This window comes from Pseudomonas sp. 05L36, assembly GCF_056398125.1.
This window is the reverse complement of sequence record NZ_JBFTOU010000002.1, coordinates 75,782-102,269: the sequence shown is the minus strand read 5'-3', so window position 1 is coordinate 102,269 and position 26,488 is coordinate 75,782. Positions and strand designations below refer to the sequence as shown.

Genomic DNA, 26,488 nt, shown 5'->3' with positions numbered 1-26,488 from the left:
GATGCAGGCCACGGGAGACGTGGCCTGTAGGGTTTTGTGTGTTTTTTGATCAGCTGCGGCGGCGCAAACTTATCCACGCATCGACGCTGTAAACCGCCAGACCGGCCCAGATGAACATGAACACTACCAGGGTGCTGGACGACAGGTGCTCGCCAAACAGCAGGACCGCTTGCAGCAGCACCAGTGTCGGTGCCAGATACTGGAGAAAGCCCAGTGTCGTGTAGGGCAAATGCCGGGCAGCCGCGTTGAAACAGACCAGCGGCACCAGCGTGATCGGGCCGGCGGCCACCAGCCACCAGGCCTGGGAGGTGGTCCAGAATTCGGCCTGGGCGCTGCTGGCCGTCGGATTGAGCAGCAACCAGCTGAGGGCAATCGGTACCAGCATCCAGGTTTCCACCACCAGCCCCGGCAGCGCCTTGACCGGTGCCTGCTTGCGAATCAGGCCATAGAAACCGAAGGTCAGTGCCAGCACCAGCGACACCCACGGCAGGCTGCCCACTTGCCAGACCTGCTGCGCCACACCCACAGCCGCCAGACCGACGGCAATCCATTGCATGCGCCGCAGCCGTTCGCCGAGGATCAGCATGCCCAGCAACACGTTCACCAACGGGTTAATGTAGTAACCAAGGCTGGCCTCCAGCATGCGGCCGTTGTTCACCGACCAGACGTAGGTCAGCCAGTTGGCCGCAATCAGTGCACCGCTCAGGGCCAGGGTCGCCATCCTTCGCGGGTTCTCCCGCAGTTCGCGCCACCAGCCGGGATGCTTCCAGACCATCAGCAACAAGGCGCCGAACAGCGCCGACCACAGTACCCGGTGGATGATGATTTCCACGGCGGGCACGCTGGCGATGGCTTTGAAATAGAGGGGGAAAAGTCCCCAGATGATGTAGGCACTCAGGCCTAGAATGTACCCGCGACGCGGGTTGGCGGCTTGCATGCAGAATCCTTGCTTAGGCAGCTAACAAAGAGGGGATTGTAAGGAGATTTATCTGCGAATGTCCTGACTGAATAGGTAGGTCATTTGTGAACATCGGTATCTGTAGGAGCGAGCTTGCTCGCGATGGACGCCAACGATAACGCGTGCTGTCTGGGTAAACGCGCTGCCCTTGCGTTTTTCGCGAGCAGGCTCGCTCCTACAGGGGGGTGTAGTCAGAAAAGTTTAAGCGGCTCTTCGTTAAGCGCAGCACATTGCTCGCGCAACGCCAAAACCTGATCACCCCAATAACGCTCGGTGCCGAACCACGGAAAACTGCGGGGGAAGGCCGGGTCTTCCCAGCGGCGGGCGAGCCAGGCGCTGTAGTGCATCAGGCGCAAGGCGCGCAACGGTTCGATCAAGGCCAGTTCACGCGGGTCGAAGTCGTGGAATTCGTTGTAGCCATCCATCAGTTCCGACAACTGGCTCAGGCAATCCTGGCGATCGCCGGCGAGCATCATCCAGATGTCCTGTACTGCCGGACCCATACGACAGTCGTCGAGGTCGACGATATGGAACATCTCGTCGCGGCACATCATGTTGCCGGGGTGGCAGTCACCGTGCATGCGAATGTTCTGGTGTGGCGTGTTGCTGTAGGCATCTTCCACACGCTTGAGCAGATCGCGGGCCACCGATTCGTAGGCCGGCAGCAGGCTGCGGGGGATGAAGTTGCCGTCGAGCAAGGTGGCCAGCGAGTCATGGCCGAAGTTTTTCACCGCCAGTGCTTCACGGTGCTCGAACGGCCGGGTCGAGCCGACCGCATGCAGGCGTCCGAGCAACTGGCCCAGGCGATACAGCTGGTCGAGGTTGCCCGGCTCCGGTGCGCGGCCGCCACGGCGGGGGAACAGGGTGAAACGGAAACCGTTGTGTTCGTGCAGGGTTTCACCGTTGTGGATCAACGGCGCCACGACCGGCACCTCGCAGTCGGCGAGTTCGGCGGTGAACTGATGCTCTTCCAGAATCGCTTCGTTGCTCCAGCGTTGCGGCCGGTAGAACTTGGCAATCAGCGGCTCGGCGTCTTCGATACCGACCTGATAGACGCGGTTTTCGTAGCTGTTGAGTGCCAGGATGCGCGCGTCGCTGAGAAAGCCGATGCTTTCGACGGCATCGAGCACGAGGTCTGGCGTAAGGGTTTCAAACGGGTGGGCCATGCTGACTCCTGCGCGCAGCAGGCTGCTGCGTCCGGCCAGGCATGGTAGCGCAGACGGGCGCAGATAGGTGGTGACTGTGCTGACGCTTTCGCGGGCAAGCCCGCTCCTACAGGGGTATGCGCGGGTTTCAAGTCGGCGCCAATCCTGTGGGAGCGAGCTTGCTCGCGATGAGGACCTGTCAGGCGCCGACGACTCCGCCATCCTCGCGGGTAATCGCCATCACCGAAGACCGCGGCTTGCCATTGGGCAGGTGCTCGGGGAAGGTCGAACCACCGTTTTCACCCGGGTGCTGGATCCCGACAAACAGGGTTTTCTGATCCGGCGAGAAGCTGATCCCCGTCACTTCACAACCTACCGGGCCAACCATGAAGCGGCGAATCTCGCCGGTTACCGGGTCGGCACAGAGCATCTGGTTGTTGCCCATGCCGGCAAAGTCTCCGGCGTTGCTCGAATCGCCGTCGGTGAGAATCCACAAGCGTCCGGCCTTGTCGAAGCCCAGCCCGTCCGGGCTGTTGAACATGTTCTGCGGCGTGATGTTCGACGATCCGCCTTTGGGTGTGCCGGCGTGAACACCCGGATTACCGGCGACGACGAACAGGTCCCAGGCAAAAGTTTTCGAGCCGTGATCGTCGCGCTCGGTGCGCCAGCGCAGGATCTGCCCGTAGACGTTCTTCTCGCGGGGGTTCGGCCCACCCACCGGTTGCCCGTCTTCGCCGCGCTTGGCGTTGTTGGTCAGCGTACAGTAGACCTGGCCGTCCTTGGGGCTGACCACGATCCATTCCGGGCGGTCCATGCGCGTGGCTTTCACCACGCTGGCGGCGAGACGGGCGTGGATCAGCACTTGAGCCTGATCGGCAAAACCGCTGCTGGCATCTATGCCGTTTTTACCGTGGGTCAGCTCGATCCATTCACCCTGGCCTTTCGGGTGATCGGCGTTGCCGTCCCCCGCATCGAAACGCGCCACGTACAGGGTGCCGTGATCGAGAATGTCGCGGTTGGCCTTGGGGTTTTTGTGGTCGATCTTGTCGCGGCTGACAAATTTGTAGATGAACTCGCCGCGTTCATCGTCGCCCATGTACACCACGGCATGACCATCGCCGGTTTCGGCCAGGGCGGCGTTTTCGTGTTTGAAGCGCCCCAGGGCCGTGCGTTTGACCGGTGTCGATTTCGGATCGAACGGATCGATCTCCACCACCCAGCCGTGACGGTTGAGTTCGTTGGGGTTCTTCGCCATGTCGAAACGTTCGTCGTGCGGGTGCCAGTTGATCTCTTTGCTGGTGGCCACCACACCGTAGCGTTTTTGCGCCGGGTCGAATTTCTGCTCGGCGTTGCTGCTGCCGAAGCAGTCGGTGAAGTTCTCTTCACAGGTCAGATAGGTGCCCCACGGTGTCTTGCCGTTGGCGCAGTTCTGGAACGTGCCCAGAACGTTCTTGCCGTGCGGATCGGCGCTGGTTTTCAGCAGGGCATGTCCGGCGGCCGGGCCGCTCAGGGTGATGGGGGCGTTGCCGTGAATGCGGCGGTTGTAGCGCGAACCCTGGACGAACTGCCATTGGCCGTTCTTGCGCTGCACTTCAATCACTGACACACCTTCGCAGGCCAGCGCCTTGCGCACTTCTTGTGCCGATTGCGGCATGCCGCCGTGAGCGTAGAGGTAGCGGTAGTTGGTGTATTCGTTGTTGATCGCCATCAGCGCCCGGTCTTTTTCGCCCGGAAATTCGAACAGGCTCATGCCGTCGTTGTTGTCGCCGAACTGGGCTTCCTGATGTTCGGCGCTGCCGTTGCCGCTCGGGTCGAACGCCGGGCCGTCCTTGTGCAGAGGCTGGCCCCAGCTGATCAGCACCGAGGACTTGTAGCCCGCTGGCAGGGTGATGGTGTCGCTGGTGGCGGCGGCAATGCTGTCAAAGCCCAGCAACTGGCTGTTGCCGGCGCTGACGCTGGCGGCCATCACGCTGCGGCTCAGCAGGTTGCCGCCGAGGAACATCGCCGCGCCGCACAGGGCACCTGCGCTGATGAAGCCGCGACGGCTGAGGCCGACCATGGTTTCGAGGTCGGTGGACTGGTTTTCTTCTAATAGGCTCATTTCAGGCTCCCTGCGGTTTGTGCAGACACCTTAATGGTGAGTAATGAACCTTTTGTTGCAGTTTTGTTTAAAGCGGCGTGCCCAGCAGAACCCTGGACGGCGAAAACTCCGCGCGCACCTGTTTGCCGGACGTCAGCCCCAATGCCTGCAGATGCCTCGATTCGGCCAATGCGCACAGCGTCAGGCCGTTGGGCAGGGTGATGCGCACTTCGCTGGGGCCATCGTCGGCGTCGAGAATTTTTTCGATGATGCCGCTGAGGCAATTGTGTCCAGGGGTTTCGACGGAGTCGATTTCCAGCACGTCGAGCCAGCCGGCCTTGATCAATGCCACGGCTTCGCTGCCGATTTGCAGCTCCAGGCGCTCGGTGCTGTCGTGGGTGATTTGCGCGGCGACGATCACGCCTTCGGCTACTTTGAGGCGAATCAGGTCGTTGCGCCCCTGAGGTTCGATCGCCACCACCTTGCCGTGCAACTGGTTGCGCGCGCTGGTGCGCAGCATCAGGCGCCCGAGCAGGTCGAGGTCGCTCGCGTCTTCAGCGGCTTCCAGCACCTGGGCCTGCAAGGCTTGCAACTTCTGGTACAGGCGCAATACGCGCTCGCCTTCGTTGGACAGGCGCGCACCGCCGCCGCCCTTGCCGCCGACGATCCGCTCCACCAGCGGCTTCTGCGCCAGGTTGTTCAGTTCATCGATCGCATCCCAGGCGGCCTTGTAGCTCAGGCCTGCGCTTTTTGCCGCGCGGGTGATCGAGCCTTGTTCGGCGATGTGCTGCAGCAGGGCGATGCGCTGCGGACGGCGGACAATGTGCTGGGACAACAAGGTAGGCAAGGACATGACAAGTCGCTTTGGGTGGTGACGATGGTGAGGACGTTGGCCGCTTGGGTCGCGCGAGTCAAGTCAGGGTGTCTCGCCGGGTTTTGGCGTGCGGGCCAGGCAATAGACATCGACCCTGGCCGCCCCGGCGTCCATCAGCAGGCGAGCCAGGGCCTGGGCCGTGGCGCCGGTGGTCAGTACGTCGTCGACCAGGGCCAGGTGCTGGCCTTTGACGACGGCGCCGGGTGCCAGGGCGAAAGCATTGCGCAGGTTCTTTCGGCGGGCTTCGGCGTTCAAGGCCTGTTGGGCGTCGGTATCTTGGGTGCGTAGTAGCAACCGTTCGTCGCAAGGGATATCGAGACTCGCACTCAACCAGTGAGCCAGCATCGCCGCCTGATTGAACCCTCGCTGGCGCAGGCGTCGGGTGGCCAGCGGCACCGGGATCAGCGCATCCGGGCGCTGCAGGTCGTCTTCGAAGCGATGTTGCAGGTATTGGGCAAGAAGTTCGGCGAGCAGGCGACCAAACGGCCACTTGGCGTTGTGTTTGAAGCGGGTGATCAGGCTGTCTACCGGAAAGCTGTAGATCCAGGGTGCAATCACCTGTTCGAAGGCCGGCGGCTGCTTCAGGCAATGGCCGCAGGTCAGGCCCGCAGTCGGGAGCGGCAGGGCGCAGGTCAGGCAGTGATCGCCGAGCCAGGGCAGCTCGATTTCGCAGGCCGTGCAGACAGGAGGGTTGCCGTCGGCCATTTCATCACACAAAAGGCACGACTGTTTGTTTTTTAACCAGATGTAAACCAGTCCTTCGTATCGTGGTTGACAGCGCATCGCTCTTCCTTAAATATGCCGAAACAACTGTGAAGCGGCTGTGACATTCCATTACCCAGCCGCATGCCAAAGCATAATTCAAAGGAAACGCCCATGAGTGCCAGCACCACTGCAACCCTGCGTCATGACTGGACTTTGGCCGAAGTCAAAGCACTCTTCGTTCAGCCATTCAATGACCTGCTGTTCCAGGCGCAGACGGTGCACCGTGCGCATTTCGACGCCAACCGCGTCCAGGTGTCGACCCTGTTGTCGATCAAAACCGGCGCCTGCCCGGAAGATTGCAAATATTGTCCACAGTCCGGTCACTACAACACCGGCCTGGAAAAAGAAAAACTGATGGAAGTGCAGAAGGTCCTCGAAGAGGCCGCTCGTGCCAAGGCCATCGGCTCGACCCGCTTCTGCATGGGCGCGGCGTGGAAGCATCCGTCGGCCAAGGACATGCCGTATGTGTTGCAGATGGTCGAAGGCGTGAAGGCCATGGGTCTGGAAACCTGCATGACCCTCGGTCGCCTGGATCAGGAGCAGACCGAAGCGCTGGCCAATGCCGGCCTCGACTATTACAACCACAACCTCGACACCTCGCCTGAGTTCTACGGCAGCATCATCACCACCCGCACCTACAGCGAGCGCCTGCAAACCCTGGCGTATGTGCGTGAATCGGGGATGAAGATCTGTTCCGGCGGCATTCTCGGCATGGGTGAGTCGCTGGACGACCGCGCCAACCTGCTGATCCAGTTGGCCAACCTGCCGGAGCACCCGGAGTCGGTGCCGATCAACATGCTGGTGAAAGTCGCCGGCACGCCGCTGGAAAATGCCGACGACGTCGACCCGTTCGACTTCATCCGCATGCTCGCCGTCGCGCGCATCCTGATGCCGCAATCGCACGTGCGCCTGTCCGCCGGCCGCGAAGCCATGAATGAGCAGATGCAGGCCCTGGCGTTCTTCGCCGGTGCCAACTCGATTTTCTACGGCGAAAAACTGCTGACCACCGCGAACCCGCAGGCCGACAAGGACATGCAACTGTTCTCGCGTTTGGGCATCCTGCCGGAAGCTCGCGAAGAGCACGCCGACGAAGTGCATCAGGCGGCTATCGAACAGGCTCTGGTGGAGCAGAAGAGCAGCGAGCAGTTCTATAACGCCGCGGTTTGAATCCAACTTTTATTCCTCTGAAGGAATGAAAAACCCCCTGTAGGAGCGAGCCTGCTCGCGATGGCGTCATGTCTGTCGACATCCATGTCGAATGTCAGTCCGCATCGCGAGCAGGCTCGCTCCCACAGGGGACTGCGTAGTGTTCGCCAACCTGTGAATTGACCCCGAGGCCTGCATGTCTTTCGATCTCGCCGCACGCCTTGCTGCCCGTCGTGCCGAAAACCTCTATCGCCAGCGTCCGCTGCTCGAAAGCCCGCAGGGGCCGCAAGTGGTGGTCGATGGCCAGCCGTTGCTGGCGTTCTGTAGCAACGACTACCTGGGCCTGGCCAATCACCCGCAAGTGATCGAAGCCTGGCGCGCCGGCGCTTTGAAGTGGGGTGTGGGCGGAGGGGCGTCACATCTGGTCATCGGCCATAGCGCCCCGCACCATGCCCTGGAAGAAGCATTGGCCGACTTGACCGGTCGCCCTCGCGCGTTGCTGTTCACCACCGGCTACATGGCCAACCTCGGCGCGGTCACGGCGCTGGTGGGGCAGGGCGATACGGTGCTCGAAGACCGGCTCAATCATGCGTCGCTGCTCGACGCGGGGCTGCTGTCCGGCGCGCGGTTCAATCGTTATCTGCACAACGACCCGGTGAGCCTGGCCAAGCGCCTGGAAAAAGCCACCGGCAATACACTGGTGGTCACCGACGGCGTGTTCAGCATGGACGGCGATATCGCCGACTTGCCAGCGCTTGCCCGAGAGGCCAAAGCCAAAGGCGCTTGGTTGATGGTCGACGATGCCCATGGTTTTGGACCGCTGGGCGCCAACGGTGGCGGCATCGTCGAACATTTCGGTTTGAGCCAGGATGACGTTCCGGTGCTGGTCGGCACCCTCGGCAAAGCGTTCGGTACGGCGGGTGCCTTTGTGGCTGGCAGCGAAGAGCTGATCGAAAGCCTGATCCAGTTCGCCCGGCCCTACATCTACACCACCAGCCAGCCACCTGCGCTGGCTTGCGCCACGTTGAAAAGCCTGGAACTGCTGCGCAGTGAACACTGGCGCCGCGAGCATTTGCAGGCGCTGATCCGCCAGTTCCGTGACGGCGCCGAACAGATTGGCCTGGAACTCATGGACAGCTTCACGCCGATCCAGCCGATCATGATCGGCGACGCCGCGCGCGCGGTGCGCCTTTCGCAAATGCTGCGCGAACGCGGGTTGATGGTGACCGCAATTCGCCCGCCGACCGTACCCGCCGGCAGCGCCCGACTGCGGGTCACGTTGACGGCCGCCCACAGTGAGGCCCAGGTACAGCTATTGTTAAACGGACTGGCCGATTGTTTTCAACAACTGAAGCCGGAGCCAAGCCATGCGTGATCGTCTGATTCTGCTGCCCGGCTGGGGCCTTGGCGTTTCACCGCTGGAGCCTCTGGCGGCAGCCTTGCGCGGCCTGGATGAGCACCTGCACGTCGAGATCGAGCCATTGCCGGAGCTGGAGTCGAGCGATCTTGAAGAGTGGCTCGATGAGCTTGACTCGACCTTGCCGCAAGATGCCTGGCTTGGCGGTTGGTCTTTGGGCGGCATGCTCGCCTGCGAGTTGGCGGCCCGGCGTGGCGATCGCTGTTGTGGTGTATTCACCCTGGCCAGCAATGTTTCTTTTGTCGCTCATGAACAATGGTCAAGCGCCATGTCCGGGGAAACCTTCGATGCGTTTCTGGCGGGATGTGCAGCCGATCCTCGTGCGACATTGAGACGCTTTTCATTGCTCTGCGCCCAAGGCGCCGAAGACCCGCGCGGATTGTCGCGGTTGTTGCTTGGTGGCGCACCGAACACCGTCGCGCCGGTGCTGCTCAGTGGTCTGCAAGTGCTCGCGCAACTGGATACACGACAGGCTTTGCAATCGTTCCGCGGTCCGCAACTGCATTTGTTCGCCGGCCTCGACGGGTTGGTGCCGGTGGAAGCGGCGGGCGTGTTGTTGGCATTGCTGCCGGATGTCGAAGTCGGTCTGATTGAACAGGCCGGTCACGCGTTTCTTCTGGAGGATCCCCACGGAGTAGCGGGGGCGATCCAGGCCTTTTTGCATGAGTCCGGCGATGACTGATTTATCTCTTCCCAAACTGCCCGGCGGCTTGCCTGACAAGCGCCAGGTAGCAGCCTCTTTCTCCCGTGCGGCGACAAGCTACGACAGCGTGGCCGAATTGCAACGTGATGTCGGTAGCCAATTGCTCAGGCGCCTGCCGCAGGGCTTCGTACCGCAGCGTTGGCTGGATCTGGGCTGTGGCACCGGGCATTTCAGTCGTGCGCTGGATGAGCAATTTGCAGGCAGTCACGGTGTGGCGCTGGACATTGCCGAAGGCATGCTCGACCACGCCCGGCCATTGGGCGGTGCCACGCACTTCGTGGCCGGCGATGCCGAGCGATTGCCACTGCAGGATTCGACCTGCGACCTGATCTTCTCCAGCCTGGCGGTGCAGTGGTGCGCGGACTTCGCCTCGGTGCTCGGTGAAGCCTTTCGGGTGCTGAAACCGGGTGGCATTTTCGCGTTTGCTAGTCTGTGTGCAGGGACATTGTTTGAATTGCGCGACAGCTGGCGGCAGGTCGACGGTATGGTGCACGTCAATCGCTTCCGGGAGTTTGGTGTGTATCAACAGCTGTGTGCAGCCAGTGGGTTACATGTCGTCAGTCTGCAAAATGAACCGCACGTGCTGCATTACCCGGATGTGCGCAGCCTGACCCATGAGCTCAAGGCGCTGGGCGCGCACAACCTCAATCCCGGTCGACCGGGTGGCTTGACCGGCCGGGCGCGGATTTTGGGTCTGATTGAGGCTTATGAGCAGTTTCGTCAGGCCCAGGGACTGCCGGCGACTTATCAAGTGGTGTACGCCGTATTGGAGAAACCCTTATGAGCGCAGCCTATTTCATCGCCGGCACGGATACCGATGTCGGTAAAACCACGGTCGCTGCGGGGCTGCTGCATGCGGCGCGTTCGGCGGGTTTGAGCACGGCGGCGGGCAAACCGGTCGCGTCCGGTTGCGATGTGACACCCAAGGGCCTGCGCAACGCCGATGCGCTGGCCTTGCTGGCGGAGTGTTCGCTGCCGCTGACGTATGCACAGGTCAACCCGGTGGCCTTTGAACCTGCGATTGCACCGCACCTGGCGGCTCGAGAGGCGGGCGTGGCGCTGACGGTGCAGTCGTTGCTGGCGCCGATGCGGCAGATTCTGGGCATGCAGGCGGACTTCACCCTGATCGAAGGCGCCGGCGGCTGGCGCGTGCCGTTGGCGGATCAGGACAATCTGTCGGATCTCGCCATCGCGTTGCAGTTGCCGGTGATTCTGGTGGTCGGCGTGCGACTGGGGTGTATCAGCCATGCCTTGCTGACCGCCGAAGCGATTGCCCGGGACGGTTTGCAACTGGCGGGATGGGTGGCCAACATCATCGACCCGAAAACCTCGCGGCTGGAAGAAAACCTGGCCACCCTTGCCGAGCGCCTCCCGGCACCGTGCCTGGGACGTGTACCTAAACTCAAGGCCGTCACGGCCGAAGCAGTGGCCGAGCACTTGCAACTGGACCTGTTGGACTGACGTTTTTGCAATGCGGCTTTTGCCTATGATAAGGCACTGTGCCATTAGTGTTTTTGTCGGGTGTTTTGCCGGCCACTCTGCTTCAATGGCCGCTGTTGATCCTTTGAAAGGACGAGTTTTCCCATGGAAATCTCAGGAAACAGCGCTTTTTATGCAGGTTGGAGCACCCTTCAGGCAGGGCAGAACCGTGTCGATCAAGCCGCCGGGCAGATCGCCAACATGACGATCGAGCGATCGGTCACCAGCCAGTCCTCCGAGGCGCAGGTCGATCGTCTGCGATCGGTTGATCGCAGCCAGCAATCGGACCTGAGCAGCAACGTGGTCGAAATGGCCCAAGGCAAGATTCAGGCAGAGCTGGGCGTGAAAGTCGCCAAGGCAGCCGACGAAGTGCTCGGGACGTTGATCGATACCTACGCTTGATTCTTTAAAGAGTCCGCACCCTCCAGCGCCGCGCCTGTTCGCGGCGTTTTTCTGCGTAAGTCTTTCTTGCTCAACTAATCTTTTCAGTGTGGCGGGCTGCTTCGAAAGCGCGGCTGCGTTGTCGTGTGCCTGTGTGTCCAAACCTGCGATGACGAACGGCAAAAGATCGACGCTTGACAAGATTTGGGCGTAAACGTATGTTTCAAACAACTGTTTGATCGCAACAACAAATCAATGCGGTCGTTCATTCCCGGTTACATCAGCAGAGGTTTATCGCTATGCCTGACTACAAGGCCCCCTTGCGTGATATTCGCTTCGTTCGTGACGAGCTGCTCGGCTACGAAGCGCACTATCAGAGCCTTCCGGCTTGTGCCGACGCAACTCCGGACATGGTTGACGCCATTCTCGAGGAAGGCGCCAAGTTTTGTGAGCAGGTACTGGCTCCGCTGAACCGTGTGGGCGACATCGAGGGTTGCACCTGGAGCGAGTCCGGCGTCAAGACCCCGACTGGCTTCAAGGAAGCCTACAAGCAATTCGTCGAAGGTGGCTGGCCGAGCCTGGCTCATGACGTAGAGCATGGCGGCCAAGGCCTGCCGGAGTCCCTGGGTCTGGCCATCAGCGAAATGGTTGGCGAGTCCAACTGGTCGTGGGGCATGTACCCAGGCCTGTCGCACGGTGCGATGAACACCATCTCCGAGCACGGTACCCCTGAGCAGCAAGAGGCTTACCTGACCAAGCTGGTTTCCGGCGAGTGGACCGGCACCATGTGCCTGACCGAGCCGCACTGCGGCACCGACCTTGGCATGCTGCGCACCAAGGCCGAGCCTCAGGCCGACGGTTCCTACAAAGTCTCCGGCACCAAGATCTTCATCTCAGCCGGTGAACACGACATGGCCGATAACATCGTCCACATCGTACTGGCCCGCCTGCCGGATGCACCGGCCGGGACCAAAGGCATCTCCCTGTTTATCGTGCCGAAGTTCATGCCGAACGCCGATGGCTCGGTTGGCGCGCGTAATGCTGTGTCTTGCGGTTCCCTGGAACACAAGATGGGCATTCACGGCAACGCCACCTGCGTGATGAACTTCGACGGTGCCACCGGTTTTCTGATCGGCCCGGCGAACAAAGGCCTGAACTGCATGTTCACCTTCATGAACACCGCACGTCTGGGTACCGCACTGCAAGGTCTGGCCCACGCTGAAGTGGGTTTCCAGGGCGGCCTGAAATACGCTCGCGACCGTCTGCAAATGCGCTCGCTGACTGGCCCGAAAGCACCGGACAAAGCCGCTGACCCGATCATCGTGCACCCTGACGTGCGCCGCATGCTGTTGACCATGAAGGCATTCGCCGAAGGCAACCGTGCGATGGTTTACTTCACCGCCAAGCAAGTCGACATCGTCAAGTACGGTGTGGACGAGGAAGAGAAGAAGAAAGCCGACGCACTGCTGGCTTTCATGACGCCAATCGCCAAAGCCTTCATGACCGAAGTCGGTTTCGAATCGGCCAACCACGGCGTGCAGATCTACGGCGGCCACGGCTTCATCGCCGAGTGGGGCATGGAGCAGAACGTCCGCGACAGCCGCATCTCGATGCTGTACGAAGGCACCACTGGTATCCAGGCTCTCGACCTGCTGGGCCGAAAAGTGCTGATGACCCAAGGCGAGGCTCTGAAGGGCTTCACCAAGATCGTCCACAAGTTCTGCCAGACCAACGAAGGCAACGAAGCGGTTCAAGAGTTCGTCGCTCCGCTGGCTGCACTGAACAAGGAATGGGGCGAACTGACCATGAAGGTCGGCATGGCCGCCATGAAAGATCGCGAAGAAGTCGGCGCGGCCTCCGTGGACTACCTGATGTACTCCGGTTACGCCTGCCTGGCCTACTTCTGGGCTGACATGGCGCGCCTGGCTGCCGAGAAACTGGCTGCCGGCACTTCCGAAGAGGCGTTCTACACCGCCAAGCTGCAGACAGCGCGCTTCTACTTCCAGCGCATCCTGCCGCGTACCCGCACTCACGTCGCAACCATGCTGTCGGGCGCCAACAACCTGATGGACATGAAAGAAGAGAACTTCGACCTGGGCTACTAATAAGCCTTAACGCAGTCCTTCAAAAAAAACCGCCGCTTCCTCCGGGAGCGGCGGTTTTTTTTGCGCTGTGGTCAGGCCTTGCTCACCATGGCGTAGGGTCCAGAGGGCCGACGCCAGTCGGTGTGCCCACGCCTTCTCCGTTACGTATGAACGGCAGGTGCCAGAAGTCGTTCGGGACGACGGGATCGCCAGGCTTGACGCCTTCCGGAAAGATGAACTCGAACACCGGCGCCACATACTGTCCGGCAATCAGTCCATTGGCGACGGTCAGCCTGCCCGCGTTCTGGATGCAACTGTCCACGCCGGGCTGGGACAAGCTTAGCTGTGGAACGCAAAGTGACCGCGCAACGACGCGCAAGGTACGTGTCGGCTGGCTAAGTAGCCCGGTGGGCGCTTTGGTCGCGCGTAATCTGGCGCGTTGTGGCTGAGGGCCCGTGTTCTGTGTGGTAATACCGCCCGAGGCTCCCAGGCAACTGGCCGCAAGGCCCAGCCCAGAGTTGCATTCACCCGTCATCTCATAGGGTGTAATCCAGCGATTGGTTTGCACACCCGTCGATGGATTGACATCTATCAGATAGATGTCGACCGGGGTCTTGATGTCGGTGGTCGAGGCTTCAAGGAAAATCCGGTCCTGCGTCTCCTGGGCTACTCCGCTGATGGCCGTTGCGGCCGGGTCGGCCGTACCAATGCCAAATTCCCCGATAGCCAGGTAGCTGGGCTGCGAACCAGGCTGAGTGTAGATCCCGACATTCGCCTCGATCGTGTGTGCAGAGATGAAGTCCGGGAGGCCCGTTGTTGCTGACTTGAACAGAGTACCGGACCAGCTGATGAAGTCGCCGACTTCGAAGGGGGCCTGTTGTGTCGGGTCGGGGTCTGTCGCCGTGCGTGTAGCATCGCTGAATCTCTTCATGACGTACTGGCTGCAATAGACCTGCCCCACCGCTGGACCCGAGAGCTCTCCACTGGCCGGAGGCGTGACGCCGGCCTGGCTGAAGTTGCGGCAGTTGTTGGTCGTGGTCGGGGTGACCACTTGTGGTCGGTTTTTCTGTGGGCAGAGCGCATCGTCCCCGGAAATCGTGCGCGGCACGCACATCGGGTAGCCGGTGGCAGCATGGATGGTCGGGTTGGCGTCATCGACGGAGAAGCGTGGGTCGGGGCTTTGGGCACGGCCAAAACGTCCATTCGGATCGTTGATCTGAATGATCGTGGGTTGCGTCGGGTTCCCGCTGTCAACTTCGAGGTTGCCGTTGGTGTAGTCGATCCGGGTGATGACACCGCTGCCCGCATTGACTGATTGCTGGGAGACAAAGATCAGCCCGGCAATTTGCTTGTTGGAGACAGTATTACCCACCACATGGATCTCGAACGAGGGGTAGGCTGCCGGTGATTTTCCGAGCGCCAGGGTTCCACCCCTGACGAAGTCGGCCCAGGTCAGGGTATTGGCCGGCATCTGCATAACGGTGTTGCAAGGGACAACAATCGTGACGCCGTTCAACTGGACGGTCCCCCCAAAGCGGCCCGGGTCGCTGGTATTGGGGCAATTCGCATTGGTGGTGTCCAGGGTCATGTTTTGGATAAAACCGGTAACGTCAAACCCATGAATCGCAGTCGGGTTTGTAAAAATCGGATCGGGCAGTGTGGGTGTCGTGAACGGCGAGGGCAAACCCGGGGGCTTGGCAGTCCCGCCGCCGCCACCACCGCCACCGCCACCGCCAGCTCCGTTTTTGGCAAATGCATCTCCACCACCACCAATGGCCAGTGCGACAGCGACGGCACTGGCGAGCAGAGCATGGCGACTGAAGATGCCGTTGAATCGCTTGTGAGGCAGCAGCGGTATGGCGAGCGTTTTTTCGAACAAAGATAAGCTCATGGCTCACTCCAGAATCTTGCAGGACCAATTGCCGGCCGATCGAGATCGCGGATCTGCTGATGCGCTGAATCCTGCGCAAGAAAAACGCAAAGCCGTGAGTGTCGAATTGGGGCTCGATCCGGCGGGATAAGTGCCTGTGTACTGTCGTCACTTGCCGTTCGGATGCTTTCACCTGCGTTGCGTTGGCCGGTTACGAACGCAAACGCGAGAGACATTTCCTTGAGCCTGAGGGGTACATAGCAGTAGTCGTGCCTGATTGGTTCAGTTGCCTTGTTAGCCAGCAAAAATGCGGGCTGCGCTGATGTTGGTGATATACATATAGTTATATGTTATGTGGTTAACACCGAAGTGGGTGGGGATATATGCCCAAATTTGAGTGTTATTAAATGCTCTAGTAAGTGTGTCTCCTTTAGTGGTGGTTGAGAAGTATTGTCTGTTAAATACTACTAAAGTCGCAGGTGTGCAAAGGGGGGAAGAGGGTGGAGAGAAAATAGTCGTGTATGGGAGGTATAAATGAAAAAACAATAGCTAACGCAGTGCAACTTGCGCACGAATGGATTTTATATGTCTGATGGATGTTTATATTGGCTGGCGATGCGGGTCTACAGGTGTTTTTTTAAAGTGCTGCTTACACCGCGGTGTTTGGACCAGCAAATACTCTGCCAGCTTCAAAAAAAACGCAGTCTGGTTGCCTGATGCCCTTTAAATTCTGGCTTTTAGAGGTCGTCGCTGATCGCTTGGTGCGGGCTGATTGGGGAATGGCACCCAATAATGGGGTGAAGTTTAACCAGAACTGAGGAATAGTGCGCAGTTGCTGTTGTTATTGGAAGGTTTTCTTGATTTGGATTAAATAAAAATATAGAAAGTTTCATGTTTAAATTTTTTGTTGCGGCTAGAGTTGCATCAAGCGCTATCCAGTAGCGCGAAATGTCATTTTTTCAAAAGGCCTGAGCCACGAGAGTGCTTTGCCAGTTAAGTCTCGCTTTGTCCATGCAACTTCAAGTTGGTGTGGTTACTCGAGCGAGCAGCAAGATTCATGGCGATGAGCTCATCTCGCAACAGGGCAACCGCGGAGCCTGACTACTCCGTACTGAATCGGGAACGTCGTCATGTTTAAGTATTTGAGCATCTTTCGAACCACCGGCTTGCCCCGTGCAATGGTGATGACACTCTTCGCCATTGGCCTGCCCGTCATGAACGTTTGGGCCGCCGACCCGGTCGAGGTCGTTCCGGCCGTGCCGGAAGTGCCGGTCGTTCCGGACGTGCCCAGCCTGCAGTCGCTGCGCGGCATGACTCCACCCGACCCTTCGGGAATCGAAGGCGGGCGCAAGGTCGACCTGATGACCGACTACGTGCTCAATCGCTCGGCGGCAGTGCTCCTGGGCAAGGCACTGTTCTGGGACATGGAGATCGGCAGTGACGGCTCCACCGCTTGCGCATCCTGCCACTTCCACGCGGGTGTCGATCATCGCACCACCAACCAGATCAACCCGGGCCAGGCGAATACCAACGCGAACGTCTCGTCGATCTTCAACAAGCCGTTTACCGCGTCGGATATTCCGGGCGACGTGCCGAGCTACACCACCAGGTCCGGTGGCAAGGGCGGCCCGAACTACCTGCTGAAGAAAAGCGACTTCCCGACCCACGTGCTGGCCGATCCGCTGGATCGCAACTCGGCGATTGTCTATTCAAGCGATGATGTGATCGGCTCCCAAGGCGTGTTCGACGCCAACTTCGTCAAGCCCAATCAGTCGCGGTTCGACAAGTGCATTCAGCAACCAGACGGTATCTTCCAGGTGGGCGGTATCAATGTTCGCCGTAGCACCGGGCGTAACGCACCGACGGTGATCAACGCTGCGTTCAACGTGCGCAACTTCTGGGATGGCCGGGCCAACAACGTATTCAACGGTTTCTCACCGTTCGGCAATCGCGACCCTGACGCCGGGATTTTCGTGACCAGCGATCGCAGTGGCGTGGCAACCAAAGTCAGGCTGGCGCTCAAGGATGCTTCCGCCGCCTCGCAAGCGGTAGGGCCTCCCGGCAGCCCGGTGGAAATGTCCTGCGGCGGGCGTACCTTCGCCGACATCGGCCGGCGCATGCTCGACACCTTGATGCTCAAGCAGCAACGGATCTCGTCCACCGATTCGGTACTCGGGCCGATATCCGGTGGTCATCGGCCGACCTACCGTGAACTGATCAAGAACGCGTTCCAGCCGCGCCTGTGGAATGCCACGCAGCAGGTCTCGCTGGGCGGTGCGCCATACACCCAGATGGAGGCGAACTTCCCGCTGTTCTTCGGGCTGGCGATCCAGATGTATGAATCCACGCTGATCTCGGACCAGGCGCCGCTGGATGCCTATTTACAGGGCGATCACACAGCCATGAATAACCAGCAGGTCCAAGGCATGGAACTTTTCCTGGGCAAGGGTAAGTGCATCAGTTGCCACGGCGGCGCGGAATTGACCAACGCCGGCAGCCGTTTGCTGTTCCATCCTCAGGAACGGATCGAACGCATGGTCATGGCCGACAACCTGATCACGCTGTATGACAACGGCTTCTACAACACCGGGGTGCGTCCAACGTCGGAGGACCTGGCGCTCGGTGGCTCGGATGCGTGGGGCAATCCGTTGTCTTTCACCCGTGAGTACAACACCGTACTCCAGGGCGGCCAGATCCCTGACCCACTGGAAGTCGATGTGTGCACCTTCGAAGCGCCTTTGAGCCCGGCCATCCCTTGTGACGCGACGCTCAAGCCCAATGTCGGTTTCCGCGATGCGGTCGATGGCGCCTTCAAGACACCGACCTTGCGCAATATCGCGTTGACCGGGCCGTATTTCCACAACGGCAGTCGCGCAACGCTGCAACAGGTGATGGAGTTCTACAACCGCGGCGGCGACCGGCGTGGCGAAGATGCCAGCAACACCAGCGGCTTTGAGCATCCGGCGGTCAATCAGCACAACGGCTCCAATCTTGATCCGGACATCACCCGTCTGAGCCTGGCCCCGGATGAAGTGGATGCACTGGTCAAGTTCATGGAAGTCGGGCTGACCGATCCACGGGTCGCGTGGGAACGGGCGCCGTTTGACCATCCGTCGCTGGTGCTGGCACAGGGTGAAAAGGGTGATGAAAATTCCGTCGGGCAAAAACCGGCGAGTCCGAAGATTACTACCCGGCAAGCGAAGGATGCCGAAATCGAGCTCAGACCGATCGGTGCGGAAGGTCGCACAGCGCTGGAAGGGCCGCTGCAACCGTTCAACAACGACCTGTAACCGTATTGCCCCTTGCGTCACTGGCGGCCGATGGACGCCAGTGACGACCTTTTACAAATACCTCAGTATTTCACTCAGCAAATCGGGTTTTCTGCCGTTAAAGGGGGTGGGCACATTGCCATCTATTGATCTGACGGGTCGGAGCTTTACCCTTGCTGCGTTCTTCCGCTATGCGTTTCAGCCATTTCCTGCCGTCATTACTGCTGTTGCTGGCGGGGCTTGCGGCTGCATACATCAAGGATCTGAACGTCTTCTTCACCTCGTTGTTCAACGTGCTGCCCACCCTGGTGTTGTTGCTCGGTGGTGCCTATTGCGCGGTGTACCGACGCCAGCGTGAACTGTTTCTGATGGTCACGGTGTACATCGCCTACTTCCTGCTCGACACCCAGACTGACTATTACCGCGACAACGGCAAGGTGCGTGACGATGCCGCCGTGGTCTTTCATTTGTGTTGCCTGCTGCTGCCGCTGCTGTTTGGCATCTTCGCGGCGTGGCAGGAGCGTACCCATCTGTTCCAGGACATGGTGGCGCGTTTCGCGGTATTGCTGGCGGTCGGCTGCGTGGCGCTGGGGCTTGAGCAAAGCTATCCGCACGCGCTGCTGATCTGGCTGTCGGAGATTCGCTGGCCTGCCTTGCATGGCGCCTGGATGAGCCTGATCCAGTTGTCCTATCCGGTGTTCATTGCTGCGTTCCTGCTGCTGGCCTGGCAATACTGGCGCAACCCGCGACCGCTGCATGCCGCGCAATTGGTGGGGCTGCTCGGGTTGTTCTGGATGTTGCCGAAAACCTTCATCCTGCCGTTCACGCTGAACATCATGTGCAGCCAGGTGATGCTGATGATCGCCGCCGCCGTTGCCCACGAAGCCTATCAAATGGCCTTCCGCGACGAACTGACCGGACTGCCGGGCCGTCGTGCGCTGAATGAACGCATGCAACGGTTGGGGCGCAACTACGTGTTGGCCATGAGCGACGTCGACCACTTCAAGAAATTCAACGACACCCACGGCCACGACGTCGGTGACCAAGTGCTACGGCTGGTGGCCAGCAAACTGTCGAAAATCGGCGGTGGCGGTAAGGCGTATCGCTATGGCGGCGAGGAATTTGCCCTGGTGTTTGCAGGCAAGACCCTCGAAGAGTGCCTGCCGCACCTGGAAGTCCTCCGCGAGTCCATCGCCACTTACAACATTCAACTGCGCAATCAGGAAAATCGCCCGCAGGACGATCATCAGGGGCGCCAGCGGCGTGCCGGTTCCGGGGCGTCGAGTGTGTCGGTGACGGTCAGTATCGGCGTTGCCGAACGGATCGATCAACGCGCCCCGGAAGAGGTGCTCAAGTCCGCTGACCAGGCGCTCTACAGCGCCAAGGGTGCCGGGCGAAACTGCGTGATGGCGTTCGGGCAGAACCGCCGTGGCGCGGTGCGCATGGACGCCGCTACGGTTGAGTGATGATGGCGCATTCAGCGAGCGGAAGGTGATTGTGAGGCGGGGTCGGCAGCAGTAGGTTGGAGAAATCTGCCGACGGAGAATGACCATGCCCGAGTACAAAGCTCCTTTGCGCGACATGCGCTTTCTGATCGACCACGTCTTCGACTTCCACAGCAACTACGCCGCGCTGGGGGCCACCGATGCCAGCCCGGACATGGTCAATGCGATCCTCGAAGAAGGGGCGAAGTTCTGCGAAAACGTGCTGTCGCCGCTCAATCGCAGCGGCGATGAAGAAGGCTGCCATTTCGACAATGGTGTGGTCACCACGCCGGCGGGCTTCAAGCAGGCCTTCACCCAATATGTCGAGGGCGGCTGGCATGGCCTGGCGGCGGATCCGCTTTACGGCGGTCAAGGTTTGCCGATCTCTCTGGGCCTGGTGATCAGCGAGATGGTGGGTTCCAGCAACACCTCATGGGGCATGTACCCCGGCCTGACCCACGGTGCGATGTCGGCGATCCACGCCCATGGCACCGAGGCGCAAAAGCAGACTTATTTGAAGAAGCTCACCGCTGGCCAATGGACCGGCACCATGTGCCTGACCGAAGCCCATTGCGGCACTGACCTGGGCATCATCAAGACCCGCGCCGTACCTGCGGCCGATGGCAGCTACGCGATCTCCGGCAGCAAGATCTTCATCTCCGCCGGCGAGCACGACATGAGCGCCAACATCATTCACCTGGTGCTGGCCAAATTGCCGGACGCACCGGCCGGGACCAAGGGCATTTCGCTGTTCATCGTGCCCAAGTTCCTGCCCGATGCGACGGGCGAAGCGGGCGAGCGCAACGGCGTGTCCTGCGGCTCGATCGAACACAAAATGGGCATCAAGGCCTCGGCCACCTGCGTGCTGAATTTCGACGAGGCCAAGGGCTTCCTGATCGGCGAGCCGAACAAGGGCCTCAACTGTATGTTCACCATGATGAACCACGCGCGGCTGGGCACTGGCATGCAAGGGCTGTGTCTGGGGGAGGCGAGCTTCCAGGGCGCGATCAAATACGCCAACGACCGTTTGCAGATGCGCGCGCTGACCGGCCCGAAAGCCCCGGAAAAAGCCGCCGACCCGATCATCGTGCACCCTGATGTGCGGCGGATGTTGCTGACCATGAAAGCCTTCAACGAGGGCAACCGCGCGCTGACCTACTTCACCGCGCAACTACTGGACGTGGCGCACCAGAGCCCGGATGAAACGGCGCGTCAGGATGCCGAAGACCTGCTGGCGTTCCTCACACCGATCTGCAAAGCCTTCATGACCGACACCGGGCTGGAGGTGACCAACCACGGCATGCAGGTGTTTGGCGGCCACGGGTTCATTCGCGAATGGGGTATGGAGCAACTGGTACGCGACTGCCGGATCGCACCGATCTATGAGGGCACCAACGGCATTCAGGCGCTGGACTTGCTCGGGCGTAAGGTACTCGGCAGCCAGGGCAAGCTGCTGCGCGGTTTCACCAAAATCGTCCACAAGTTCTGCGCGGCGAACGCTGAGCATCCACAACTGGCCGGGTATGTGGCGCAGCTCAATCAACTGAACCAGCAGTGGGGTGAGCTGACCATCAGGGTCGGCATGGCGGCGATGAAAAACCCTGACGAAGTCGGTGCCGCGTCGGTGGATTACCTGATGTACAGCGGTTACATCATCCTCGGCTACCTGTGGTTACGCATGGCGCTGGTGGCTCAGGCGCAGCTCGATGCTGGCAGCGGCGATGGCGATTTCTGCCGGGGCAAACTGGCGACCAGCGAGTTTTACTTCAAGCGTCTGTTGCCACGCACTGCCGCTCATCGGGCGGCCATCGAAGCCGGGAGCGATTGCCTGATGCAACTGCCAGCGGAGTTGTTTGCTCTTTAGTCATGTAAATCCGTTACAAAGAAGCTCGCCTTGCGCGGGCTTTTTTGTTGGTGACTAAAAATAACAAAATGGTCATGAGTTGACCCTATGTGTCGCAAAAGTTGTTGAGGTACACTCCGACCCAACGAAAACACTCTTCCTGTGAATTACCTGTATAGATCTTGCGAGGTTTGCCATGGCTGACTACAAAGCGCCCCTGCGCGATATGCGCTTCGTCCTCAATGAAGTTTTCGAGGTCGCCAAACTCTGGGCCGAGCTGCCTGCACTGGCCGAGACTGTGGATGCAGAAACGGTCGAAGCCATCCTGGAAGAAGCCGGCAAAGTCACCAGTAAAAGCATCGCACCGCTGAGCCGTGCCGCTGACGAAGAAGGTTGCCATTGGGCGGACGGTGCCGTCACCACGCCGGCAGGTTTCCCACAGGCCTATCAGACCTATGCTGAAGGCGGCTGGGTCGGTGTCGGTGGCGATCCGTCCTACGGCGGCATGGGCATGCCCAAAGCCGTTTCGGCCCAGGTCGAAGAAATGGTCAACTCCGCCAGCCTGTCATTCGGTCTGTATCCGATGCTGACCGCCGGCGCTTGCCTGTCGATCAACGCCCACGCCAGCGAAGCGCTGAAAGCCGCGTACCTGCCGAACATGTACGCCGGCATCTGGGCCGGTTCCATGTGCCTGACCGAGCCACACGCTGGTACTGACCTTGGGATCATCCGTACCAAGGCCGAGCCTCAGGCCGACGGTTCCTACAAGGTCAGCGGCACCAAGATCTTCATCACCGGTGGCGAACACGACCTGACCGAAAACATCATCCACCTGGTGCTGGCCAAGCTGCCGGATGCACCGGCGGGGCCGAAAGGCATTTCGCTGTTCCTGGTACCCAAGTTCATGGTCAATGCCGATGGCAGCCTGGGCGCGCGCAACCCGGCCAACTGCGGCTCGATCGAGCACAAGATGGGCATCCAGGCGTCCGCGACCTGCGTGATGAACTTCGATGAAGCCGTGGGTTACCTGGTCGGCGAGCCAAACAAAGGCCTGGCGGCGATGTTCACCATGATGAACTACGAGCGACTGGGCGTCGGTATCCAGGGCCTGGCCACTGGCGAGCGTTCGTACCAGAACGCCGTGGAATACGCCCGTGACCGTCTGCAAAGCCGTTCGCCGACCGGCGCACAGAACAAGGACAAAGTGGCTGACCCGATCATCGTCCACCCGGACGTACGTCGCATGCTGCTGACCATGAAAGCCTCGAACGAAGGTGGCCGTGCGTTCTCCACCTATGTGGCGATGCAACTGGACACCGCCAAGTTCAGCGAAGACGTGACCACCCGCAAGCGTGCGGAAGACCTGGTGGCATTGCTGACCCCGGTGGCCAAGGCGTTCCTGACCGACCTCGGCCTGGAAACCACTGTTCACGGTCAGCAGATTTTCGGCGGCCACGGCTACATCCGTGAGTGGGGCCAGGAGCAACTGGTGCGTGACGTGCGCATCACCCAGATCTACGAAGGCACCAATGGCATTCAGGCGCTGGACCTGGTCGGGCGCAAGATCGTGGGTAGCGGCGGGGCGTTCTACAACCTGTTCGCCGACGAGATTCGCCACTTCACGGCGACCGCCAGCGCGGACCTCGCCGAGTTCACCAAGCCGCTGAACGACGCAGTGACCACCCTCGATGAACTGACCGCGTGGTTGCTTGACCGTGCGAAGAGCAATCCGAACGAAATCGGCGCGGCGTCGGTCGAGTATCTGCAGGTTTTCGGTTACGTGGCGTACGCCTACATGTGGGCCCTGATGGCCAAGGCGGCTTTCGGCAAGGAAGCGCAAGACGATTTCTATGCCAGCAAACTGGGCACGGCGCGGTTCTATTTTGCCCGCCTGCTGCCGCGCATTCACTCGTTGAGCGCGTCGGTGAAGGCCGGTAGCGAATCGTTGTTCCTGCTGGATGCAGGACAATTCTGAAGAAGTAACGTTATGTAAGCATTCTCTTACATAACGTGCTGCTGTTCTCCCATAGATACAAATTGGATCCACAGCTAATCTACTTCTCATGGACGTAGCGCAGGAAGCGCAAAGCAACAACAGGGACACGTAGGATTCTGCCAGGACGGCGGAGTGAAATGGATGTCAGGGAAACAGTCTGCAAAGCCCCGCTTCGGCGGGGTTTTCTTTTGCCCAAAGAAAAGTTTCTAGCCCAGCCCATCCAGAGCCTGCGCGCTGTTCAAGCGCCCATCCGGGCCGTTTATCACCTCTTCCAGCAATGTCCGCAGCAAGGCCAGCGAGGCCTGCTGCCGTTGCACATCCCGACACACCAAACCGACTTTCAGCGGCACTCGTGGTTCGCTCAGGGGTTTCCACAGCAGTTCGTGGTTGCCATGAATCTTTTGCGAGCGTCCGGGCAGCACCGTCGCCAGGCGTGTGTGCGGCAGGCTGTCGAGGATGCCGGCCATGTTGTTCAGTTCGGCTTGCACCTGTGGGCGACGTCCCATGCTTGTCAGCTGTGCCTGCCAGATCTGCCTGATCTGAAATTCCTCGCCCAGCAGCAACATCGGCAGTTCGGCGGCCTGACTCATGGACACTTTCTTGAATTCACGCAGCGGATGCTCTGCCGGGATGACCAGTGTCAGTTCATCTTCGTACAGCATCACGCCATGCAAGCCAGGCTGGCGGGGCGGCAGGTAGCCGATGCCGATATCCAGAGAACCGTTGAGCAGTCGCCGCTCGATTTCCAGCCCGGTCAGTTCATAGATCTGCACCACCAGATGCGGCTGCGCCTTGCGCACCCGTTCGAGCATCTGCGGAACGAGGCTGGTATGCACCGTCTGCAATACACCGATGGCCAGGGTGCGTAGCGCCTGACCCTTGAAGTTGCCGAGCGCTTCCCGTGCCCGTTGCAGGCCATCGAGCAAAGGCAGGGCGTGGTTGTACAGCGTGTGGGCCGCGAGGGTCGGCAACAGGCGTTTGCTGCTGCGCTCGAACAGGCTCACATCGAGGTTTTGTTCCAAGTGACGGATTTGCTGGGACAGCGCCGGCTGGGAGATGGACAGGCGCTCGGCGGCCCGGCCCACGTGGCCTTCTTCATAGACCGCGACGAAATAACGCAGTTGTTTGAAATCCATAAGTAATACTTATCGAAAATGCTGGGAAATCGAAATGGCTTAACACCTCGCCTGAGCCTAGTCTAACCGCATTCACAGGGCTTACAGGGCCACAGAACGCGATGAATACCCTTTGCTTCGATGGTATTTACATAGGTAAGGCAAAAAACCTCATCAGAGGTTTTTTCAGATGAATCTGTTCAGTCTGCGCCGCAGTCCTCCCAGTCTTGATGATCTGGTCATGGACGCCTCCCTGCCATCCCAAGGCGATAACCTTTCCAGCGAGTACTTGATGCCCAGTGTCGAGCGGCCGAAACAGGTGTTTGTGCGTGGCCAGGGTTCATGGTTGTGGGACAGCGATGACCGTGCGTACCTGGATTTTTCCCAGGGCGGCGGGGCCAACAGCCTTGGTCATAGTCCTTCGGTTCTGGTCAACGCAATCACTGCCCAGGCTCAATCGCTGATCAACCCGGGTTTCGGCCTGCACAACCGCTGCATGCTCAGCCTCGGCGAACATCTGTGTGCCAGCACCGGCAGTGATCAGGCCTACCTGCTCAATACCGGCAGCGAAGCCTGTGAGGCGGCGATCAAACTGGCGCGCAAATGGGGGCAACAGCATCGCGGCGGTGCGTCGCGAATCATTGTGGCCAACAACGGATGCCATGGCCGGAGCCTGGCGACGATTTCGGCATCGGACAGTTCGACATTGATCAACCGATTCGAGCCGCAACTGCCAGGCTTCAGTCGTGTTCCTTTCAATGACCTGCCAGCGTTGCATGCGGCCGTGGATGAACGGACCGTAGCGATCATGCTCGAGCCGATCCAGAACGAAGCCGGCGTGATCCCGGCCACCGCGCACTACCTCAAGGGCGTCGAACGCTTGTGCCGTGAACTCGGCATTTTGCTGATCTTCGACGAAGTGCAGACCGGCATCGGCCGTTGCGGCACCTTGCTGGCGGAACAGTCCTGCGGCGTCACGGCGGATATCGTCGTGCTCGGCAAAGGCTTGGGCGGCGGCGTGCCATTGGCCGCGCTGCTGGCGCGGGGCAAGGCTTGCTGTTTCGACATTGGCGAGGTGACAGGCACTCATCACGGTAATGCGTTGATGGCCGCGGCGGGACTCTCGGTGCTCGATACCGTGCAAGACAAGGCTTTCCTCAAGCACGTCGCAGAAGCCGGTCAACACCTGCGTGAAGGCTTGGAGCGGTTGGCCCATCGTTACGATCACGGCGAGTTGCGCGGACAAGGGCTGCTTTGGGGGCTGACGCTGTCGGACGATTCCGCTGACGCGGTGGTCAAGGCCGCACTGTACGAAGGCTTGCTGCTCAATGCCCCGCAACCCGACTGCCTGCGCTTTACCCCAGCGCTGAATGTCAGCAACGCCAATATCGATGAAATGCTCCTGCGCCTGGCGCGCGCCTTCTCCCGAGTACGCACCGCGCAATTGCAATGCCGCAAAGGGATTGCCGTCTGATCCGACGCGCCCTGCACACATTCCAGAACCGTCTCGCGGTAATACGCACGCCCCACGCCCGATACTTTTGGCGTGGGGCGTTTTTTTGTCTGCGAAACTCAACGAAGGGGCGGAGCTTGGGAATAGAGGGACTGAACCCTGACAAACGGCACAGGTCGATTAGCTGTAGGGCTCGAACGAGTCCACCCCAATCAGGAGCTGTCCCATGGACTTTATTCGCATCATCATCGCCATCCTGTTGCCGCCACTGGGTGTGTTTCTGCAAGTAGGATTCGGCGGGGCGTTCTGGCTGAATATTCTGCTGACGTTGTGCGGTTACATTCCGGGGATCGTGCATGCGGTGTACATCATCGCCAAGCGCTGAGTTGAGCGTCGACAGGTAGATCGCCTTCGCGAGCAGGTCGG

General features: G+C 60.1%; 20 protein-coding genes. 13 read left to right on the top strand and 7 right to left on the bottom strand.

The annotated features are described in order from the left end of the window. Positions 1–49: 49 nt before the first annotated feature. The 5 genes from rarD to AC1DKH_RS02255 all read right to left on the bottom strand — a co-directional run bounded on the left by rarD (position 50) and on the right by AC1DKH_RS02255 (position 5,840). The gene (gene rarD / locus AC1DKH_RS02275) at positions 50–937 is read right to left on the bottom strand and encodes an EamA family transporter RarD (protein WP_477797302.1); all 888 of its coding nucleotides are present in this window, start codon (positions 935–937) and stop codon (positions 50–52) included. Between the two features lie 212 nt (positions 938–1,149). Next, complete coding sequence (locus tag AC1DKH_RS02270; RefSeq protein ID WP_477753023.1) at positions 1,150–2,124, bottom strand: serine/threonine protein kinase; 975 nt, start codon at positions 2,122–2,124, stop codon at positions 1,150–1,152. A gap of 178 nt (positions 2,125–2,302) precedes the next feature. Next, positions 2,303–4,204, bottom strand: a complete 1,902-nt coding sequence (locus tag AC1DKH_RS02265; RefSeq protein WP_477797301.1) for a PhoX family protein — start codon at positions 4,202–4,204, stop codon at positions 2,303–2,305. 67 nt (positions 4,205–4,271) lie between these two features. Then, on the bottom strand, positions 4,272–5,036 hold the full coding sequence (locus AC1DKH_RS02260; RefSeq protein WP_477797300.1) for a TOBE domain-containing protein: 765 nt from the start codon (positions 5,034–5,036) through the stop codon (positions 4,272–4,274). A gap of 63 nt (positions 5,037–5,099) precedes the next feature. Further along, a complete protein-coding gene (locus AC1DKH_RS02255) occupies positions 5,100–5,840 on the bottom strand; it encodes a phosphoribosyltransferase family protein (protein ID WP_477797299.1) in 741 nt (246 codons plus the stop codon). Positions 5,841–5,933: 93 nt separating this feature from the next. On the opposite strand from AC1DKH_RS02255, the gene bioB reads away from it, so the two are divergent. The 7 genes from bioB (at position 5,934) to AC1DKH_RS02220 (ending at position 13,053) form a co-directional block, all read left to right on the top strand. Further along, entirely contained in the window at positions 5,934–6,989 is a 1,056-nt protein-coding gene (bioB, locus tag AC1DKH_RS02250) for a biotin synthase BioB (protein WP_477797298.1), read from the top strand. 175 nt (positions 6,990–7,164) lie between these two features. Beyond that, the gene (gene bioF / locus AC1DKH_RS02245) at positions 7,165–8,343 is read left to right on the top strand and encodes an 8-amino-7-oxononanoate synthase (RefSeq protein ID WP_477797297.1); all 1,179 of its coding nucleotides are present in this window, start codon (positions 7,165–7,167) and stop codon (positions 8,341–8,343) included. Further along, positions 8,336–9,067 carry an alpha/beta fold hydrolase gene (locus AC1DKH_RS02240; RefSeq protein ID WP_477797296.1) on the top strand — a complete coding sequence of 244 codons (732 nt, stop codon included), beginning with the start codon at positions 8,336–8,338 and terminating at the stop codon, positions 9,065–9,067. The genes bioF and AC1DKH_RS02240 overlap by 8 nt, the downstream gene beginning before the upstream one ends. Continuing rightward, positions 9,060–9,872 carry a malonyl-ACP O-methyltransferase BioC gene (bioC, locus tag AC1DKH_RS02235; protein ID WP_477797295.1) on the top strand — a complete coding sequence of 271 codons (813 nt, stop codon included), beginning with the start codon at positions 9,060–9,062 and terminating at the stop codon, positions 9,870–9,872. The genes AC1DKH_RS02240 and bioC overlap by 8 nt, the downstream gene beginning before the upstream one ends. Then, positions 9,869–10,549, top strand: a complete 681-nt coding sequence (gene bioD, locus AC1DKH_RS02230; RefSeq protein ID WP_007982063.1) for a dethiobiotin synthase — start codon at positions 9,869–9,871, stop codon at positions 10,547–10,549. The genes bioC and bioD overlap by 4 nt, the downstream gene beginning before the upstream one ends. Positions 10,550–10,672: 123 nt before the next feature. After that, the gene (locus tag AC1DKH_RS02225; RefSeq protein WP_477797294.1) at positions 10,673–10,969 is read left to right on the top strand and encodes a pyrroloquinoline quinone biosynthesis protein PqqE; all 297 of its coding nucleotides are present in this window, start codon (positions 10,673–10,675) and stop codon (positions 10,967–10,969) included. A 278-nt stretch (positions 10,970–11,247) separates the two neighbouring features. Beyond that, the gene (locus AC1DKH_RS02220; protein ID WP_008051571.1) at positions 11,248–13,053 is read left to right on the top strand and encodes a phenylacyl-CoA dehydrogenase; all 1,806 of its coding nucleotides are present in this window, start codon (positions 11,248–11,250) and stop codon (positions 13,051–13,053) included. 82 nt (positions 13,054–13,135) lie between these two features. Here AC1DKH_RS02220 and AC1DKH_RS02215 read toward each other — a convergent pair whose 3' ends face one another. After that, positions 13,136–14,923, bottom strand: coding sequence for a hypothetical protein (locus tag AC1DKH_RS02215; RefSeq protein WP_477797293.1), 1,788 nt, complete (start codon positions 14,921–14,923; stop codon positions 13,136–13,138). A 1,109-nt stretch (positions 14,924–16,032) separates the two neighbouring features. Between AC1DKH_RS02215 and AC1DKH_RS02210 the strand changes: the two genes are divergently transcribed. The 4 genes from AC1DKH_RS02210 to AC1DKH_RS02195 all read left to right on the top strand — a co-directional run bounded on the left by AC1DKH_RS02210 (position 16,033) and on the right by AC1DKH_RS02195 (position 23,473). After that, complete coding sequence (locus tag AC1DKH_RS02210) at positions 16,033–18,192, top strand: cytochrome-c peroxidase (protein WP_477797292.1); 2,160 nt, start codon at positions 16,033–16,035, stop codon at positions 18,190–18,192. Positions 18,193–18,362: 170 nt separating this feature from the next. Continuing rightward, on the top strand, positions 18,363–19,637 hold the full coding sequence (locus tag AC1DKH_RS02205; protein WP_477797441.1) for a GGDEF domain-containing protein: 1,275 nt from the start codon (positions 18,363–18,365) through the stop codon (positions 19,635–19,637). Positions 19,638–19,722: 85 nt separating this feature from the next. After that, positions 19,723–21,519 carry an acyl-CoA dehydrogenase C-terminal domain-containing protein gene (locus tag AC1DKH_RS02200; protein ID WP_477797291.1) on the top strand — a complete coding sequence of 599 codons (1,797 nt, stop codon included), beginning with the start codon at positions 19,723–19,725 and terminating at the stop codon, positions 21,517–21,519. 175 nt (positions 21,520–21,694) lie between these two features. Further along, a complete protein-coding gene (locus AC1DKH_RS02195) occupies positions 21,695–23,473 on the top strand; it encodes an acyl-CoA dehydrogenase C-terminal domain-containing protein (protein WP_477797290.1) in 1,779 nt (592 codons plus the stop codon). A gap of 227 nt (positions 23,474–23,700) precedes the next feature. Here the strand turns inward: AC1DKH_RS02195 and AC1DKH_RS02190 are convergent, their stop codons facing one another. Then, a complete protein-coding gene (locus tag AC1DKH_RS02190; protein WP_477797289.1) occupies positions 23,701–24,630 on the bottom strand; it encodes a LysR family transcriptional regulator in 930 nt (309 codons plus the stop codon). A 169-nt stretch (positions 24,631–24,799) separates the two neighbouring features. On the opposite strand from AC1DKH_RS02190, the gene AC1DKH_RS02185 reads away from it, so the two are divergent. Together AC1DKH_RS02185 and AC1DKH_RS02180 are read left to right on the top strand one after the other, a co-directional pair. Further along, positions 24,800–26,083: an aspartate aminotransferase family protein gene (locus AC1DKH_RS02185; RefSeq protein WP_477797288.1), complete on the top strand. Its 1,284-nt coding sequence runs from the start codon at positions 24,800–24,802 to the stop codon at positions 26,081–26,083. A 205-nt stretch (positions 26,084–26,288) separates the two neighbouring features. Then, entirely contained in the window at positions 26,289–26,447 is a 159-nt protein-coding gene (locus tag AC1DKH_RS02180; protein ID WP_003228885.1) for a YqaE/Pmp3 family membrane protein, read from the top strand. Positions 26,448–26,488: the final 41 nt, after the last annotated feature.

Bases quoted from the DNA above. Each gene is read 5' to 3' on its own strand.
- rarD (WP_477797302.1), bottom strand. From the start codon at position 937: ATGCAAGCCGCCAACCCGCGTCGCGGGTACATTCTAGGCCTGAGTGCC.
- AC1DKH_RS02270 (WP_477753023.1), bottom strand. From the start codon at position 2,124: ATGGCCCACCCGTTTGAAACCCTTACGCCAGACCTCGTGCTCGATGCC.
- AC1DKH_RS02265 (WP_477797301.1), bottom strand. From the start codon at position 4,204: ATGAGCCTATTAGAAGAAAACCAGTCCACCGACCTCGAAACCATGGTC.
- AC1DKH_RS02260 (WP_477797300.1), bottom strand. From the start codon at position 5,036: ATGTCCTTGCCTACCTTGTTGTCCCAGCACATTGTCCGCCGTCCGCAG.
- AC1DKH_RS02255 (WP_477797299.1), bottom strand. From the start codon at position 5,840: ATGCGCTGTCAACCACGATACGAAGGACTGGTTTACATCTGGTTAAAA.
- bioB (WP_477797298.1), top strand. From the start codon at position 5,934: ATGAGTGCCAGCACCACTGCAACCCTGCGTCATGACTGGACTTTGGCC.
- bioF (WP_477797297.1), top strand. From the start codon at position 7,165: ATGTCTTTCGATCTCGCCGCACGCCTTGCTGCCCGTCGTGCCGAAAAC.
- AC1DKH_RS02240 (WP_477797296.1), top strand. From the start codon at position 8,336: ATGCGTGATCGTCTGATTCTGCTGCCCGGCTGGGGCCTTGGCGTTTCA.
- bioC (WP_477797295.1), top strand. From the start codon at position 9,060: ATGACTGATTTATCTCTTCCCAAACTGCCCGGCGGCTTGCCTGACAAG.
- bioD (WP_007982063.1), top strand. From the start codon at position 9,869: ATGAGCGCAGCCTATTTCATCGCCGGCACGGATACCGATGTCGGTAAA.
- AC1DKH_RS02225 (WP_477797294.1), top strand. From the start codon at position 10,673: ATGGAAATCTCAGGAAACAGCGCTTTTTATGCAGGTTGGAGCACCCTT.
- AC1DKH_RS02220 (WP_008051571.1), top strand. From the start codon at position 11,248: ATGCCTGACTACAAGGCCCCCTTGCGTGATATTCGCTTCGTTCGTGAC.
- AC1DKH_RS02215 (WP_477797293.1), bottom strand. From the start codon at position 14,923: ATGAGCTTATCTTTGTTCGAAAAAACGCTCGCCATACCGCTGCTGCCT.
- AC1DKH_RS02210 (WP_477797292.1), top strand. From the start codon at position 16,033: ATGTTTAAGTATTTGAGCATCTTTCGAACCACCGGCTTGCCCCGTGCA.
- AC1DKH_RS02205 (WP_477797441.1), top strand. From the start codon at position 18,363: ATGCGTTTCAGCCATTTCCTGCCGTCATTACTGCTGTTGCTGGCGGGG.
- AC1DKH_RS02200 (WP_477797291.1), top strand. From the start codon at position 19,723: ATGCCCGAGTACAAAGCTCCTTTGCGCGACATGCGCTTTCTGATCGAC.
- AC1DKH_RS02195 (WP_477797290.1), top strand. From the start codon at position 21,695: ATGGCTGACTACAAAGCGCCCCTGCGCGATATGCGCTTCGTCCTCAAT.
- AC1DKH_RS02190 (WP_477797289.1), bottom strand. From the start codon at position 24,630: ATGGATTTCAAACAACTGCGTTATTTCGTCGCGGTCTATGAAGAAGGC.
- AC1DKH_RS02185 (WP_477797288.1), top strand. From the start codon at position 24,800: ATGAATCTGTTCAGTCTGCGCCGCAGTCCTCCCAGTCTTGATGATCTG.
- AC1DKH_RS02180 (WP_003228885.1), top strand. From the start codon at position 26,289: ATGGACTTTATTCGCATCATCATCGCCATCCTGTTGCCGCCACTGGGT.